At 74.2% G+C, this 16,084-nt stretch carries 11 protein-coding genes; 1 reads left to right on the top strand and 10 read right to left on the bottom strand.

Annotation, left to right across the window (positions count from 1 at the left end; translation table 11 throughout):
• Nucleotides 1-43: 43 nt before the first annotated feature.
• The 9 genes from AA75_RS04035 to AA75_RS03995 form a co-directional block, all read right to left on the bottom strand.
• Entirely contained in the window at nucleotides 44-1,273 is a 1,230-nt protein-coding gene (locus tag AA75_RS04035) for an MFS transporter (RefSeq protein ID WP_033818325.1), read from the bottom strand.
• A gap of 186 nt (nucleotides 1,274-1,459) precedes the next feature.
• The gene (locus AA75_RS04030) at nucleotides 1,460-2,974 is read right to left on the bottom strand and encodes a hypothetical protein (RefSeq protein ID WP_033818324.1); all 1,515 of its coding nucleotides are present in this window, start codon (nucleotides 2,972-2,974) and stop codon (nucleotides 1,460-1,462) included.
• A gap of 267 nt (nucleotides 2,975-3,241) precedes the next feature.
• Nucleotides 3,242-5,719, bottom strand: a complete 2,478-nt coding sequence (locus tag AA75_RS04025; protein ID WP_051811794.1) for a SpoIIE family protein phosphatase — start codon at nucleotides 5,717-5,719, stop codon at nucleotides 3,242-3,244.
• Nucleotides 5,720-5,947: 228 nt separating this feature from the next.
• Complete coding sequence (locus AA75_RS04020) at nucleotides 5,948-6,565, bottom strand: TetR/AcrR family transcriptional regulator (protein WP_033818323.1); 618 nt, start codon at nucleotides 6,563-6,565, stop codon at nucleotides 5,948-5,950.
• A gap of 40 nt (nucleotides 6,566-6,605) precedes the next feature.
• Nucleotides 6,606-8,192, bottom strand: coding sequence for a 4-coumarate--CoA ligase family protein (locus AA75_RS04015; protein WP_033818322.1), 1,587 nt, complete (start codon nucleotides 8,190-8,192; stop codon nucleotides 6,606-6,608).
• A gap of 104 nt (nucleotides 8,193-8,296) precedes the next feature.
• On the bottom strand, nucleotides 8,297-9,499 hold the full coding sequence (locus AA75_RS04010) for an acyl-CoA dehydrogenase family protein (protein WP_051811792.1): 1,203 nt from the start codon (nucleotides 9,497-9,499) through the stop codon (nucleotides 8,297-8,299).
• Between the two features lie 64 nt (nucleotides 9,500-9,563).
• The gene (locus AA75_RS04005; RefSeq protein WP_082526234.1) at nucleotides 9,564-11,588 is read right to left on the bottom strand and encodes a biotin carboxylase N-terminal domain-containing protein; all 2,025 of its coding nucleotides are present in this window, start codon (nucleotides 11,586-11,588) and stop codon (nucleotides 9,564-9,566) included.
• 43 nt (nucleotides 11,589-11,631) lie between these two features.
• A complete protein-coding gene (locus AA75_RS04000) occupies nucleotides 11,632-13,230 on the bottom strand; it encodes an acyl-CoA carboxylase subunit beta (RefSeq protein WP_033818321.1) in 1,599 nt (532 codons plus the stop codon).
• On the bottom strand, nucleotides 13,227-14,921 hold the full coding sequence (locus AA75_RS03995; RefSeq protein ID WP_033818320.1) for an acyclic terpene utilization AtuA family protein: 1,695 nt from the start codon (nucleotides 14,919-14,921) through the stop codon (nucleotides 13,227-13,229). Before AA75_RS03995 ends, AA75_RS04000 begins: the two co-directional genes overlap by 4 nt.
• Nucleotides 14,922-15,117: 196 nt before the next feature.
• Here AA75_RS03995 and AA75_RS03990 point away from each other — a divergent pair, with 196 nt between their 5' ends.
• The gene (locus AA75_RS03990; protein ID WP_033818319.1) at nucleotides 15,118-15,717 is read left to right on the top strand and encodes a hypothetical protein; all 600 of its coding nucleotides are present in this window, start codon (nucleotides 15,118-15,120) and stop codon (nucleotides 15,715-15,717) included.
• A gap of 24 nt (nucleotides 15,718-15,741) precedes the next feature.
• Here AA75_RS03990 and AA75_RS03985 read toward each other — a convergent pair whose 3' ends face one another.
• On the bottom strand, nucleotides 15,742-16,029 hold the full coding sequence (locus AA75_RS03985; protein WP_033818318.1) for a hypothetical protein: 288 nt from the start codon (nucleotides 16,027-16,029) through the stop codon (nucleotides 15,742-15,744).
• Nucleotides 16,030-16,084: the final 55 nt, after the last annotated feature.

Raw genomic sequence — 16,084 nt, 5'->3', positions numbered from 1 at the left:
GGGGTGGACGCTGGGGTGGGCGGGGCTCCCGGCGGGGGGCCGGTCACCGGGCGGGCTCCGCCAGCCGAGCGGCGCGCCCGGCGGTGGCCGCGGTCCAGGCCGAGAGCAGGAACGGTACGCCGTGCAGCAGCAGCACCCACTCGGGTACCCGGTCCGGCTGCAGCACGACGCTGGTGGCGAGCAGTCCGGCCATGAAGCCGGCGTTCACCGTGATCTGGGAGAAGCCGAACGCCCGGCCGCGGCGGGCGTCCGGAAGGCGCTGCATCGCCTGTTTGAAGGTGATCTCGCTGAGCGCGTCACCCAGGCCCGCGAGGACGGCGCAGGCCAGCCGCGGCCACCAGCCGGACAGCCAGAACACCCCGATGAAGCCCACCGACATCACCATGGTGGCCAGGCAGAACACCAACCGCGGGCTGCGTTCGACGATCCGCCGCGCCAGCGGCCGCAGCACGAACCCGGCGATCAGCAGCCCGGCCGCCCAGCAGCTCCACACCGCACCGGAGACCGCGGTCGGCGCGTCCGGCCGCAACTCGCTGCCCAGCATCGGCAGTCCGACGTGCTGGGAGGAGCTCCCGAAGGCGTCCAGGGCGCGCAGCAGGACCAGCGGAGCGAGTCCGGCGGCGGCCAACAGCGGCCAGGAGGGCACCCGTTCGGCATCCGGGCCGGTGGTGGCTGCGGCCTCCCGCAGGGTCGGCCGCAGGAGGAGCAGGACCAGCGCGGACAGGCCGTAGCTCGCGGCGTCCAGGGCGAAGACGCCCCGGTAGCCGAGCAGCGGGACGGCGACGGTGGCCAGGCCCATGCCGGTCATGAAGGCGATGCCGCGCAGTCCGGCGAGCACGCTGTTGACGGTCTGGGTGGCCGGGCCCGCCAGTACCGGCGTGGCCGCCGAGAGCGTCGCCTCGAAGACCGAACGGCCGGTGCCCACCAGGAACACCGCCACGTAGAGCCACCAGCCCTGCTGGCGCCCGGGCAGCAGGGTGAGGGTGAGCAGCGCGAGCAGCCGGACCAGGTCGGCGCCCACCATCACCCGCAGCCGGTCCCAGCGGTCGCCGAAGCGGTGGCCGAGCCGGCCGCCGGTGATCGCCCCCGCGTACAGCGCGACGCTGACCAGTCCGGTGGCTGCGGCGGAACGGGTGCGTTCCCAGACGAAGACCGACAGGCAGATGAAGTCCAGCGCGTAGCCGATGTCGGAGACCGCCTTGGCGGTGAGGAAGACCGCCAGGTCCCGACGTGTCGCGGTGGCCGCTGGGGGCGCGGCCGTCAGCGGTGGCATCTGCCGCACCTCCCGTCCGGGTGATCGACATGCTGCCGCACCCGAGCGGCTGCGGACAAGGGGAGCTGACGGACTATCTGAAGCCGTTCATCTCAGCACCCTTGGGCCCGGGGCCGGAACGGGATCGAGGCCGGAGGGGATCGAGGCCGGAAGGGGATCAAGGCCGGACCCGGAAGCCGTCTGCGGTCACTGGCGGTTGAGCGAGCGGCTGACGCCGGCCAGCAGTGCCGTGGTGAGCAGCCAGCCCGCGGCGATCAGGCCGTAGCCGACCCACTGCTGCTCGCCGGTCCAGTACCAGGCGGTGCGCTGGCCGAAGCCGCCGATCGGCAGCAGCAGGTCGAGGGTGTAGATGAACGGGTTGAACGGGGCGCCCGGTTCGGGCCCGGCGGCGGTGGGGGTACCGGAGCCGAACACGGTGGTGCCGAGGGCGGTCAGTGCGAGCAGCCAGAGTCCGGCCTGCCAGGGGCGGTAGCCGTAGCCGACGGTGAGGTCCAGCAGCCGGCCCCAGGCCCGGCCGAGCAGGTGCAGCCCCCGGCGGCGCCGGCGCTGCTTGGCGAGCAGCACCGAGCGGGCCGCGTCGTCCTCGCCGGACCGGCGGTACCAGGCGGCCAGTTGCTCGTACGGCTGCGGCGAGTAGGCGGGCAGGCGGTCCAGCCAGGCCAGGCGGTCGGCCAGGGCGGCCGGTGCGGTGCGCTGCAGCGAGGTGTAGCCGAGCCCGTCCAGGCGGAAGTCGGCGGGCCAGCCGAGCTCGCTGTCGCACAGGACGGACAGCTGGGCCTCTTGCAGGTCGACGATGCCGGACGGGACCGCGGCGGGGGTCAGCCGCAGCTCGCCGGCCCGCAACCTCGGTGCCTCCAGCGCGACTTCGGGCCCGGCGAGGACGGACCCGGCGAAGGTGAGCCGGCTGCGGACGGTGGCGCCGGGCAGCCGGACGGCGCCGTTGGCGGTGAAGCCGTCGCTGAGCGCCACGGTGGAGGCGGTCAGGTCGTCACCGCTGATCGCGTCACCGCCCGGGTTGTCGATCCGGGCCGCCTCCATGAACAGTCCGCCGTTGAACTGCACACCCACCAGGCGCAGTCCGCCACGGGCCCGGAAACCCTTGCGGGCGAAGCAGCCGCCGTCCAGCACCATGCCGCCGGCCCACAGCGCCCAGACGCCCGGCGCGCAGGCCGGGTCGGCGGTGGACGTGTCCAGCAGCTCGGTGGCGGTCAACCGGACTCCGCTGAGCCGTAGTTCACCGGTGATGTGGGCGCGGGTGAGGGTGAGGCGGCCGTCGATGACGGAGTCCTCGAAGAACAGGTTGCCGTCCAGGTTGAGCAGCCAGCCGTCCAGGCCGGGTATCCGGCAGGACAGCAGCGAGGCCGACCGAAGGCTCGCCCCGCGGAGCGTGACCTGTTCCTCGAACCGGCAACCGCGGAGCAGCAGTTCGTGTTCGACGCGGGCACCGGCCAGGTCCAGCCGGCCGGTGATCCGGGCTCCGGTCAGCCGGACGGCGGCGACGGCGCCGGGGGCGGCGGGGCGGGCGCCGAGCAGCAGTGCGGCGATCACCTCGGCCCGTACGTCGCGGCGGGTGTCCCAGCCGGACTCCTCGGCCGGGTCGGCGGGTGCCGCGCCCAGGTCCGCCAGCTCGACCGCGGCACCGGTCGGGAACGCGTCCCACACCCGGCGCTCGGCCACCGTCAACTCGTCGTACCCCAGCATCGGGCCTCCCCCGTCTCCCCGTCCCGCACTGGACTGGACGGTACCCGGGGGGACGGCGGCGCGCGCGGGTGGGGGTGAACGACGCGAGCCGGGGAGTCGGGCCGTGATCGCGCACGTCCAGGCGGCGCCTGCCGGCGGGGCCGAGTGGCGCGAACCGGACAGTCGGGCCGTCACCTCCCGGCTTCGCGCAGTTCCCCGCGCCCCTCGGGTGCCCCCCGGGGTGCCCCCCGGGTGGGGCCCGGGTGGGGCCCGGGTGGGGCCCTGGGGTCACATGGGGAGGCCGCCGCGGTGGCCGAGGTCGATCTCGGCCCAGACGACCTTGCCGTTCCTGGTCTGGCGGGTGCCCCAGCGGTGGGCGAGTTCGCTGACCAGGTGCATGCCGCGGCCGCCCTCGTCCTGTTCGGCCGAGCTGCGCAGCCGCGGCGCCTGGCGGCCCGCGTCGGAGACCTCGAGGGTCAGGTATCGGTCGCGGAACAGCCGCAGCCGCCGCGGGGCGTCGGCGTGCAGCATGGCGTTGGTGACCAGTTCGCTGACCATGAGCTCGGCGTAGTCGGCGGCGGCGGACAGGCCCCAGGCCTCCAGGGTGGCCCGGGTGAAGCGGCGGGCCCTGCTGGGCAGTGGTCCGTCGCCGGTGAGCGGGAGGGTGGCGATCCGGTCGGCGGGGACCGGCAGCACCCGGGCCATGATCATCGCGATGTCGTCGTCGGTGCCCTCGGCGACCAGTTCGGTGAGGACGGCGTCGCAGCTCTCCTCCAGGGTGCGGCCGCGCACCGCGAGGATCTTGGAGAGCAGGCCGATGCCTTCGTCCAGGTCGCGGCCGCGCCGCTCGACCAGGCCGTCGGTGTAGAGGGCGATCAGGCCGCCCGGCGGCAGGGTGAACTCGACCGCGCTGAACGCCACCCCGCCGACCCCGAGCGGCACGCCGGGCGGTACGTCCAGGATCCGGGCGGAGCCGTCGGGGGCGACCGCGACCGGTGGCAGGTGGCCGGCCGAGGCGATGGTGCAGATCCGTTCGACCGGGTCGTAGACCGCGCAGACGCAGGTCGCGAACTGGCCCTCGCCGATGCCGCTCGCGGTCTCGTCGAGGCGGGTCAGCACCTGTTCGGGCGGCAGGTCCAGGGTGGCCAGGGTGCGGGCGACGGTGCGCAGTTGGCCCATGGTGGCGGCGGCCCGGATGCCGTGGCCCATCACGTCGCCGACCACCAGCGCGACCCGGCCGCTGGAGAGCGGCACCACGTCGAACCAGTCGCCGCCGACCTCGCTGACCAGGCTGCTCGGCAGGTAGCGGTGGGCGATCTCCAGTCCGAGGGTGCGGTGGATCTCCTGGGGCAGCAGGCTGCGTTGCAGGGTGAGTGCGGTCTCCCGCTCGCGGCGGTACAGCCGGGCGTTGTCGATGGCCAGCGCGGTGCGGGCGACCAGTTCCTCGGCGAGGGCCACGTCGGCGGCGGTGAAGGCGTCCGGGTTGCGGGTGCGGACGAACTCGGCGCCGCCCAGCACCATCCCGCGGGCGATGACCGGCACCAGCAGGTACGAGTGGATGCCGGCCGCCATCGCGGGGCCGACCCGGTCCGGTGAGGGCACCAGGCCGGTCAGCGTCTCCTCGTCGACGTGCGCCCGCAGCAGCGGGCGGCCGCTGAACAGGGTGCGCGCGTACATCCGCTTGGCGTCGTACCGGGAGACCAGGCCGACCGCGTCGGCGGCCTGGGTGAGCCCGGAGCCGAAGGCCTCGCCGACCGCGACGGCGCGTACCTGCACCGAGCTGTCGGGGCGCAGCGGGCCCGGTTCCTCGCCGCCGAGCACGGACTCCAGCAGGTCGACGGTGGCGAAGTCGGCGAACCGCGGCACCACCGCCTCGACCAGTTCCTCGGCGGTGCGCTGGAGGTCGAGGGTGGTGCCGATGCGGGCGGTGGCGGCGGCCAGCATGGCGAGGCGTTCCTGGGCGCGGGAGGCGCGGGCCTCGGCGCGGAAGCGCTCGGTGACGTCGATGATGGAGGAGCTGACGCCGAGCACCCGGCCGGTGGGGTCCTCCAGCCGGAAGTAGGAGGCCGACCAGGCGCGGTCGCGCCGGGGGTCGCCGGGGGTGTGGCCGTGCGAGCGGGCGTCCACCACCGGGCGGCCGGTGAGCAGGACCTGCCGCATGACGGCCTCGATCTCGCTGCTGTTGATGCCGGGCAGGACCGCGCTGATCCGCCGGCCGAGGTGGTCCTCGACCGGGATGCCGTTGATCCGGGCGAGTGCGTTGTTCAGCCGGACGTAGCGCAGGTCGGTGTCGTAGACGGCCAGGCCGATCGGCGACTGGGTGAAGAAGCCGTCGAGGATGGCCAGGTCGGACTCGACCTGGCGCAGTGCGGACACGTCGGAGGCGGTGGCCAGCAGCAGCGGGCGGTCGCCGGGGCCGCTGATGGGGTAGGTGTGGAACTCCAGCTCGACCAGGTGGCCGTCGCGGTGGCGCACCGGGTGGGTGCCGGACCAGCCGCGGCCGGACATGATCTGCCGGAACAGGCCGACCACCTGGGGCCGCTCGGCGTCGGTGAGCAGCAGCTGGGCGGCGTAGGAGCCGATGGCGTCCCCGGCCGGGTAGCCGAGCAGTGCCTCGGCCTCCTGGCTCCAGTGCAGGATCCGGCCGTCGTCCTGGAGCAGTGCGGTGGCCAGTGGCACCAGGCGGTGACCGGCCAGGCGCGCCGAAGCGGCGCCCGCCGCATCCCGGCCGGCGCCGTCCGGCGCGGTCTGCTCGAATCCGTGCATGATCAGGTGACCACCTGCCCGGTACCTTCCCGTTCGGAGCCCGGCCAACCCGGCTTCCACCAGACTGCACGGCACCCGCCCGGACGGCGAGTCAGCTCCACGGGCCGCCCGTGCGGCCGGCCGGTCAGACAGTACGAGCGTCTGACCCGGGCGTGCAAGACATCCGTCCGAATCGGTGCCGGCCGGCCCCGGCGGCGGGCCCGCGCTCCCCGGTGTCCGCCCGGTGGCTCAGGCCGTGGCCAGCACCGCGTCGAGCATGCTGGCCCACTGGCGGACGATCCCGGCCCGGCGCGGGCCGTCGTCGGTGAGCAGGTTGGCCAGGCCCAGTCCGCGGGCCAGGTCGAGGGTGGCCTGGACGCTCTCGCGGACGCCGGGGGCGCTCTCGTCGGCGCCCAGGAACTCCACGGTCGCGCGGTGGGCCTCCCGGCCGACCTGGTTCTCCAGGGCGACTATCCGCTCCCGCAGCGGCTCCTCGGTGGCGGCGGCCACCCACAGGTGCAGTGCGGCGCGGAACAGCGGTCCGGTGTAGAGCCGGACGATCATCTCGGCGACCGCCTCGGTCCGGGCCGGACCGGCCGGGGGCAGCAGTTCGCTGTGGGCGCGCACCGCCGCCAGCCGCTCGGCGGCCACGTGCTCCACGGCCGCCGTGAACAGGTCCTCCCGGGTCGGGAAGTGGTGCTGTGCGGCCCCCCTGGTCACCCCGGCCCGTTCGGCCACCACGGCGACGGTGCTGCCGTTCCAGCCGAGCTCGGCCAGACACTCCACCGCCGCCTCCAGCAGCCGCCGCCGGGTGGCGCGGCTGCGGTCCTGCTGGGGGGTGCGGGAGGCGGCGTGGGTGGTGTTCATGGCTGCTTTCCGATGGTCGGGCCGGTACCCGCCGATCCTGTCAGACCTGGCGGGAGCGGGCCCGCAGCTCCTTGCGCAGGATCTTCCCGGCGACGGACTTGGGGACGGCGTCGATGAACTCCACCGCCCGCACCTTCTTGTACGGCGCGACCTGCCCGGCCACGAATTCGGCCACCTCCTGCTCGGTCAGCGCGCTGCCCGGGGCCCGGACGACGTACGCCTTGGGCCGTTCCTCGCCGTCCTCGCCGACGACCCCGATCACGGCCGCGTCGGCGATCCCGGGGTGGGTCAGCAGCAGCGCCTCCAGTTCGGCGGGGGCGACCTGGTAGCCCTTGTACTTGATCAGCTCCTTGACCCGGTCGACCACGAAGAGGTAGCCGGCCGCGTCCACGTGGCCGATGTCGCCGGTGTGCAGCCAGCCGTCCTCGTCGATCATGGCGTCGGTCTCGGACTGCCGCCCGAAGTAGCCCTTCATCACCTGCGGGCCGCGGAAGACCAGTTCCCCGTCCTCGCCCGGTCCGAGGTCCTTGCCGGAGCCGTCCAGCGCGACCACCCGCAGCTCCGTGCTGGCGACCAGCCGGCCGACCGTGCCGGGCGGGGCCTGGTCGTCCGTCAGCGGCACCACGTGGGTGACCGGGGAGAGCTCGGTCATCCCGTACCCCTGGCGGATCGCGGACAGGCCGAGGCGGCGGGCGCACAGGTCGGCCAGCTCGGCGTCGAGCGGCGCGGCGGCGCACAGCACGTAGCGCAGCGAGGACAGGTCGAACCGGTCCACCATCGGGTGCTTGGCCAGCGCCAGCGCGATCGGCGGGGCCACGAAGACGCCCTGGATCCGCTGGTCCTGGATGGTGCGCAGGAACTGTTCCAGGTCGAACCTCGGCAGCACCACCACGGTCGAGCCGCAGCGCAGCGGGTGGTTCAGCAGGGCCGCCAGTCCGTAGATGTGGAAGAAGGGCAGCACGGCGAGGATCCGCTCGCCCGGCTCGGTGGAGTGCACGGCGTCGACCTGGGCCAGGTTGGAGGCGATCGAGCGGTGGGTGAGCATCACCCCCTTGGGCAGGCCGGTGGTGCCGCTGGAGTACGGCAGGACGGCGACGTCCTCGGCCGGGTCGATCGCCACCTGCGGCTCGGGCGCGGTGGTGGCGGCCAGGTCGGTCAGCGAGCGGTGGCCGGGGGCGGTGTCGCAGACGAAGATCTCGGCGATCGGGCGGCCCTCGGCGGCCAGCGCGGCGGCGGCCTCGGCGGCCACCGGCAGGAACGGCGAGACGGTGATGATCCAGCGGGCCCGGCTGTCGCGCAGCTGTCCGGCCAGTTCCTGGGCGGTGGTCATCGAGCTGACGGTGGTGACGGTGGCACCCGCCCGGGTGGCGCCGAAGAACGCCACCGGGTAGGCGATGGTGTTGCGGCTGTACAGCGCCACCACGTCGCCCTTGCGGACCCCGGCCTCGGCGAGACCGGCGGCGGTGCGGCGGGTGGCGGCGTCGAGTTCGGCGTAGCTGACCGACCGCCCGGTGATCCCGTCCACCAGGGCCGGCACGTCGGGGTACCCGGCACAGCCGCCGAGCACCGCCTCGTGGATCGGCTGGTCGAGCGGTTCGATGTCCGGGTAGTCACTGCGGAACGCCATGCGGGCCTCCTGACCGAGGGGTGGAGTCTCAAGGGTGGCGGCTGGGGGCCGGTCCGGACAGAGGGCGTCCGGACCGGTCCGCGGCCGGCCGACCCGGGGGCCGGTCAGTACGAGCGGGGCAGGCCGAGGGTGTGCTGGGCCACGTAGTTGAGGATCATCTCGCGGCTGACCGGGGCGACCCGGCCGACCCGGGTCGCGGTGAGGAGGGCGCCCAGGCCGTACTCCTGGGTGAGGCCGTTGCCGCCGAGGGTCTGCACCGCCTGGTCGACGGCCCGGCAGGAGGCCTCGCCCGCCGCGTACTTGGCCATGTTGGCGGCCTCGCCGGCGGCCAGGTCGTCACCGCCGTCGTACAGGTGCGCGGCCTTCATCATCATCAGCCTGGCCAGTTCGACCTCGATGGTGCACTGGGCCAGCGGGTGGGCGATGCCCTGGTGGGCGCCGATCGGGGTGTCCCACACGGTACGGGACTTGGCGTACCCGACGGCGGTGTCCAGGGCCTGCCGGGCGACGCCGAGGGAGAACGCGGCGGTCATGATCCGCTCGGGGTTCAGGCCCGCGAACAGCTGCAGCAGCCCGGCGTCCTCGTCGCCGACCAGGGCGTCGGCGGGCAGCCGGACGTCGTCCAGGAAGACCTGGAACTGCTTCTCCGGGGTGACCAGTTCCATCGGGATGGCCCGGTACTCGAAGCCGGGCGTCTCGCGCGGGACGACGAACAGCGCGGGCTTGAGCCTGCCGGTGCGGGCGTCCTCGGTCCGGCCGACGAACAGCACCGCGTCCGCGCGGTCCACGCCCGAGATGAACACCTTGCGGCCGCTGAGCACCCACTCGTCGCCGTCCCGGCGGGCCACGGTGGAGATCCGGTGCGAGTTGGAGCCGGCGTCGGGCTCGGTGATGCCGAAGGCCATCCGGCGGGTGCCGTCCGCGAGTCCGGGCAGCCAGCGCCGCTTCTGCTCGTCGGTGCCGAACCGGGCGATCACGGTGCCGCAGATCGCCGGGGAGACGATCATCATCAGCAGCGGGCAGCCGGCGGCGCCCATCTCCTCCAGCACGATGGCGAGTTCGCCGATCCCGGCGCCACCGCCGCCGTACTCGACGGGCAGGTTGACGCCGAGGTAGCCGAGCTTTCCGGCCTCGGCCCAGACCTCGTCGGCGGGTTCGCCGGCGCGGGCCTTGGCCTGGAAGTAGCCGGGCCCGAAGCGGCGGGCGAGGTCGCCGACCGCCTGGCGCAGGGCGCGGCGCTCGGCGCTCTCCGCCAGGTAACTGTCGGTGGTGGAATCGGAGTTGTCGGTGGTGCGCGGTGCGGACATCGGCGGTCCTTCCGGGCGGGCGGGTGGTGGGGTGGCCCGGCGCCTGACGGACCGGGCCCGGGGTTCAGGCGGTCTCGGCGACGACGGCGAGCAGGGTGCCGGGCTCGACCTGGTGGCCGGGGCCGACCAGCAGGTCGGTGAGGGTACCGTCGGTGGGGGCGGTGATGCGGTGCTCCATCTTCATCGCCTCCAGCCACAGCAGCGGCTGGCCGGCCGTGACCCGGTCGCCGACGGCGGCGCCCAGGCGCACCACGGTGCCCGGCATCGGGGCGAGCAGCGCACCGGGCTCGGTGTGCAGCACCGGGTCCGGGAAGCGGTCGAGCGCGGTCAGCGCGGTGGCACCGGCCGCCGAGTCCAGGTGGACGACCGGGCCGTAGCGGGCCACCCGGTAGCTGCGGCGCAGCGCGCCGACGGCCAGCACCACCCGGTCCTCGGCGGCCTCGACCAGCACCGTGTCGGGGTGGCCCTCGGCCTGCAGGCCGTCCCGGGTGATCCGGTAGCGGACCTCCGACTCGGCGCCGTCGGCCGTACGGTAGCGCTTGACCTGCGGCTGGGAGGGCAGGTTGCGCCAGCCGGAGGGCAGCTCGGTGCGCCGGGTGGCGGCGTCGGCCAGCGCGGCGGCCAGGGCGGCGAGCGGCGCGTCCTTGTCGGCGGGTACGGTCAGCACGGCCGCGTGTTCGTCGAGGAAGCCGGTGTGCAGGCGGGCGTCCAGGAAGGCGGGGTGGCGCAGCGCCCGGGTGAGCAGGTCGCGGTTGGTGCGCGGGCCGTGCAGGCGGGCGCGGGTGAGCGCGTCGGCGAGCAGCCGGGCGGCGGCGGGGCGGGTCGGTGCCCAGGCGATCACCTTGGCCAGCATGGCGTCGTAGTGCACGGTGACGGTGGAGCCGGCGCCCACCCCGGAGTCCAGCCGCAGCCCGGTGGGCGTCGCCCGGGTGGTGAACTCGACGGGTTCGCCGGGGAGTTCGATCAGGTGGAGCGGGCCGGTCTGCGGCTGCCAGTCCTGGTCGGGGTCCTCGGCGTACAGCCGGGCCTCGATCGCGCAGCCGGTGGTGGGCGGGGTCTGCTCGGGGAGGTGTCCGCCCTCGGCGACGGCGAGTTGAAGGGCGACCAGGTCGAGTCCGGTGACACACTCGGTGACCGGGTGTTCGACCTGCAGGCGGGTGTTCATCTCCAGGAAGAAGAACCGGCCGTCGGGGGCGAGCAGGAACTCCGCGGTCCCGGCGCCGGTGTAGCCGATGGCGCGGGCGGCGGCGACGGCGGCGGCGTGCAGGTCGCGGCGGGTGGTGTCGGCGATTCCGGGGGCGGGAGCCTCCTCGATCACCTTCTGGTGGCGGCGCTGGAGCGAGCAGTCGCGGTCGCCCAGGGCGAGTACGGTGCCGTACCCGTCGGCCATCAGCTGCACCTCGACGTGCCGGCCGGCCGGCAGGTACGGCTCGCAGAACACCTCGTCGGAGCCGAACGCCTTGGCGGCCTCCGTGCGGGCGGCGGCCAGCGCGCCGGGCAGCTCGGCGAGGGTGCGCACGATCCGCATGCCGCGGCCGCCGCCGCCCGCGGCGGCCTTCACCAGCAGCGGCAGGTCCGCCTCGCCGGGCCGCTCCGGCGCGCTGAGCACCGGGACGCCGGCGGCCGCCATCAGCCGCTTGGCCTCGGTCTTGGATCCCATCGCGGCGATGGCGGCGGGCGGCGGACCGATCCAGGTCAGCCCGGCGTCCAGTACGGCCTGCGCGAACTCGGCGTTCTCGGAGAGGAATCCGTAGCCGGGGTGGACGGCGTCCGCCCCGGCGGCGCGGGCGGCGGCGATCAGCAGGTCGGCCCGCAGGTAGGTGTCGGCGGGAGCGGCGCCGGGCAGCCGGACGGCGGTGTCGGCCTCGCGGACGTGCGGGGCGTCGCCGTCCGGGTCGGAGTGGACCGCGACGGTGGCGATGCCCAGCTCCCGGCAGGTCCGGAAGACCCGGCGGGCGATCTCGCCCCGGTTGGCGACCAGCACCGACCGGATGGTGCGCCGCTGCGGCGGCGCCTGTTCCCGGCCGTCGGCCGCTGTTGCCGGCTGCTGCACGTGCTTGTCTCCCTGGTCGGTCGTCCCGGTCGGCATCGGCCTCTCCTTCGGCTCGGGCGGGGTCACGGCTGGCACCCGGTCACATCCGGAAGACGCCGTAGCCGCGGGCGCCCTCGACCGGGGCGCCGTGCACGGCGGAGAGGCAGATCCCCAGGACGGTGCGGGTGTCGCGGGGGTCGATCACGCCGTCGTCGTACAGCCGGCCGGACAGGAAGGCGGGCAGCGACTCGGCCTCGATCTGCTGCTCGACCATGGCGCGGATCGCGGCGTCGGCGTCCTCGTCGTACGGCTGTCCCTTGGCCGCCGCCGACTGGCGGGCCACGATCGACAGCACGCCGGCGAGCTGCTGCGGGCCCATCACCGCGGACTTGGCGCTCGGCCAGGCGAACAGGAAGCGCGGGTCGTAGGCCCGCCCGCACATGCCGTAGTGTCCGGCGCCGTAGGAGGCGCCCATCAGCACCGAGATGTGCGGGACGGTGCTGTTGGCCACCGCGTTGATCATCATGGCGCCGTGTTTGATGATGCCGCCCTGCTCGTATGCCTGGCCGACCATGTAGCCGGTGGTGTTGTGCAGGAACAGCAGCGGGATGTCGCGCTGGTTGGCGAGCTGGATGAACTGCGCGGCCTTCTGCGACTCGGCGCTGAACAGCACCCCCTGCGCGTTGGCCAGCACCCCGACCGGGTAGCCGTGCACGCTGGCCCAGCCGGTGGCCAGGCTCTGCCCGTACAGCGGCTTGAACTCGTCGAAGTCGGAGCCGTCGACGATCCGGGCGATCACCTCGCGCGGGTCGAACGGCACCTTGAGGTCGCCCGGCACGATGCCGAGCAGCTCCTCCTCGCCGTACTTCGGCGGCTCGACCACGGCGGCGGGCTCGGGCCCGGCCTTGCGCCAGTTCAGCCGCCGCACCACCCGGCGGGCCAGCCGGCAGGCGTCCGGCTCGTCCAGCGCGAAGTGGTCGGCGAGGCCCGAGGTCCGGGCGTGCATCTCGGCGCCGCCGAGCGACTCGTCGTCGGACTCCTCGCCGGTGGCCATCTTCACCAGCGGCGGGCCGCCCAGGAAGACCTTGGCCCGCTCCTTGACCAGGATGGTGTGGTCGGACATGCCGGGGACGTACGCGCCGCCGGCGGTGGAGTTGCCGAACACCACCGCGACGGTGGGGATACCGGCCGCCGACAACCGGGTGAGGTCGCGGAACAGCGCCCCGCCAGGGATGAAGATCTCCTTCTGGCTGGGCAGGTCGGCGCCGCCGGACTCCACCAGGTTGACCAGCGGCAGCCGGTTGCGCAGCGCGATCTCGTTGGCCCGCAGCGCCTTGCGCAGGGTCCACGGGTTGCTGGCGCCGCCGCGCACGGTCGGGTCGTTGGCGGTGATCACGCACTCGGTGCCCTCGATCACCCCGATCCCGCTGACCAGGCCCGCACCGACCGGGTAGTCACTGCCCCAGGCGGCGAGCGGCGACAGCTCCAGGAACGGCGAGTCCGGGTCGATCAGCAGCTCGATCCGCTCCCGGGCCAGCAACTTGCCCCGGCTCAGGTGGCGTTCGACGTACTTGGGTCCGCCGCCGGCCAGCGCCTTGGCGTGTTCGGTGTCGAGCGCGGCGAGCCGGTCCAGCATCTGGGTGCGGTTGGCGGCGTGGTCGGGGGCGGCCGGGTCGAGGCGGGTGGGCAGCACGGTCACAGCAGGGCCTCCGGGATGTCGAGGTGGCGGGAGCGCAGCCACTCCCCCAGGGCCTTGGCCTGCGGGTCGAAGCGGGCCTGGGCGGCGACGCCCTCGCCGAGCAGCTTCTCGATGGTGAAGTTGACGGCCCGCAGCTGCGGCAACAGGTGCCGGGTGATGGTCAGTCCGGCGGTCTCGGGGAGCAGTTCATGCAGCCGGTCGACGGTCAGGGCGTGCGCCAGCCAGCGCCAGCCGTCCTCGCTGCGGGCCCACACGCCGAGGTTGGCGTCACCGCCCTTGTCGCCGCTGCGGGCGCCGGCCACCAGGCCGAGCGGCGCCCGCCGGACCGGCCCCGGCGGGAGCGGTTCGGGTCGCGGCGGTTCGGGCAGCGGCAGCAACTCCCGTACGGCTGCTGGCGGTTCGATCGGGATCCGGCGGCCGTCGGGAAGCACCGCGATGTGCTCGACGGCTTTGGCGTCCAGGTACGCGGCCTCGAAGACGCCGTACGGGCTGCCGGCGCCGGGCAGCGCGGCCAGGTGGAAGCCGGGGTAGCCGGCCAGGCCGAGTTCGACCGCGGCGGCGCCGACGGCCCGGCCGACCCGCTCGGGGTCGCGGTCGCGGACGGTCAGCTGCAGCAGGGCGCTGGCGGCCTGCTCGGTGTCGGCGTCGCGGTGGTCGGTGCGGGCCAGGGTCCAGCGCAGCTCGGCCGGCGGTCCGGCCGGCGAGGCGGCCAGCGCGTCGGCGAACTGCCGTTGCACCAAGGCCGACTTGGCCTCGATGTCCAGGCCGGTGAGGACGAACACCACCTCGTTGCGCCAGCCGCCGAGCCGGTTGAGGCCGACCTTGACGGTGGGCGGCGGCGCCTCGCCCCGGACGCCGTCGATCAGCACCCGGTCCGGGCCCTGCTGGGTGAGGCGGACGGTGTCCAGCCGGGCCGTCACATCCGGACCGGCGTAGCGGGCGCCGCCGGTCTCGTACAGCAGTTGGGCGGTGACCGTCTCGGTGGTCACAGCGCCGCCGGTGCCGGGGTGCTTGGTGATGACGCTGCTGCCGTCGGCGTGCAGTTCGGCGATCGGGAAGCCGGGGCGGGTGGTGTCGTGCTCGGTGAAGAACGCGTAGTTGCCGCCGGTCGCCTGCGCGCCGCACTCCAGCACGTGGCCCGCGACCACCGCGCCGGCCAGCGCGTCGAGGTCCGCCGGGCCCCAGCCGTAGTGCGCGATGGCGGGGCCCGCCACCAGGGCGGCGTCGGTGACCCGGCCGGTCACCACGATGTCGGCGCCGCCGCGCAGGCACTCGGCGATGCCCTGCGCCCCCAGGTACGCGTTGGCGGCGAGCAGCCCGGGGCGCCCGAACTCTGCGGCCCGCGGCAGCAGATCGTCCCCGACCACCTGCCCGATCCGCACCCGTACGCCCTGCTGCTCGGCCAACTCTTCGAGCGCCTTGACGAGTTGGTCCGGGTTGAGGCCGCCGGCGTTCACCACGATGCGGACGCCGCGCTCGACGGCGAGGGCCAGGCAGTCCGCCATCTGCCGCAGGAAGGTCTTGGCGTATCCGAGGCCGGGGTCCTTCAGTCTGTCCTTGGCCAGGATCAGCATGGTCAGTTCGGCCAGGTAGTCGCCGGTGAGCACGTCCAGCGGCCCGTCGGTGAGCATCTCCCGGAACGCGGTGAACCTGTCGCCGTAGAACCCCGACGCATTGCCGATCCTCAGCACCGCAAGCCTCCTTGCCGCCGCCGCTGCCCGTCGCGAGCAGCCTGGCAGCGCCGTCCGGATAAATCAAGCATGCATGCTTGTTTCTGCCCGGAGCCCGGAGCCGGCCCGGAAAATGGGATGGGCGGCCGGTCCGTGCGGTGGGAGGATGCCGGCTCAGGACCGGGAGACGGGGGACAGGAGACGGGAGGCCGGACGCATGGGACTGGACTACAGCTACGAGATCTTCATGCCCGCCCGGAACGTTGCGAAGGCGCTGACCCTGCTCGCCGACCTCGCACCCCGGGACCGCGGCACACCCCCGCTTCCGGTCACCCTGCCGGGCGGCGAGCGGCTGACCGTGCCGTTCACCTCGAGGTTCAGCAGTGAACCGGTCGACTGTTCGGCGGGCGGCACGCTGGAACTGGACCTCGTCGTCATGATCGGCGTCGACGACGCGGTGCGCGAGTTCCACCTCAGCGTCTTCGACCGGGTCGACGCATCGGGAAGGGCGCCGGTCGGGTGCATCTACCTGACCGTCAGGTTCTCGCCCGCATGGCACCCGGACTTCGCCTCGCTGCAGTTCACCGCGGCCACCTCGGGCATGAGCCGGATGTTCGAGCAGTCCGCGAACGTCAGGAAGGTGTTCACCGAGCTCACCGCCGCCGCCGGTGGCGCGTGCTGCGTTCTCGACACCGAGACCGACACCTTCGACATCTGCTGGCTCAACGGCGAGGCGATCAGCGGCGAGACCGTTCCGGGCGCCCGCTTCCCGCGCTTCCACGATCTCGTCACGGCCTGGCGCGAGCCGGCGGGGTAGCCCCGCGCCGGCACTGCGAGCGGCTCAGGACTCCTCGGCGGGGCCGGGCTGCGCCGGCGTGGGCAGGGTGGGTTCCGGCCGGTCCCGCCTCAGCAACCACGCCACCGCGGGCATACCCAGCAGGGCGCCCGGCAAGCTCTGGTACGGCGCCGGGACGAACGCGACGCCGACCGCGGTCGGCGGGACCACCACGGCCAGGATCCTCAGGAGCGTCGGCTTGCTCCGGACGGCACGCCGCAGGACGTCACCGGCGGTCTCCCCGCCTGCGGCACGCTGCTCGCGCAGGCGCTCCTTGCGACGTCCCGAGTCCATGCGCAGATGGTCTCACCCGCGGGCGCGGCAGGGGTGCACACCCCCCCCCCGTCGA

Source organism: Kitasatospora sp. MBT63, assembly GCF_000710465.2.
Classification (GTDB): domain Bacteria; phylum Actinomycetota; class Actinomycetes; order Streptomycetales; family Streptomycetaceae; genus Kitasatospora.
The sequence above is the reverse complement of the archived record's forward strand: the minus strand, read 5'-3'. Positions and strand labels throughout refer to the sequence as shown.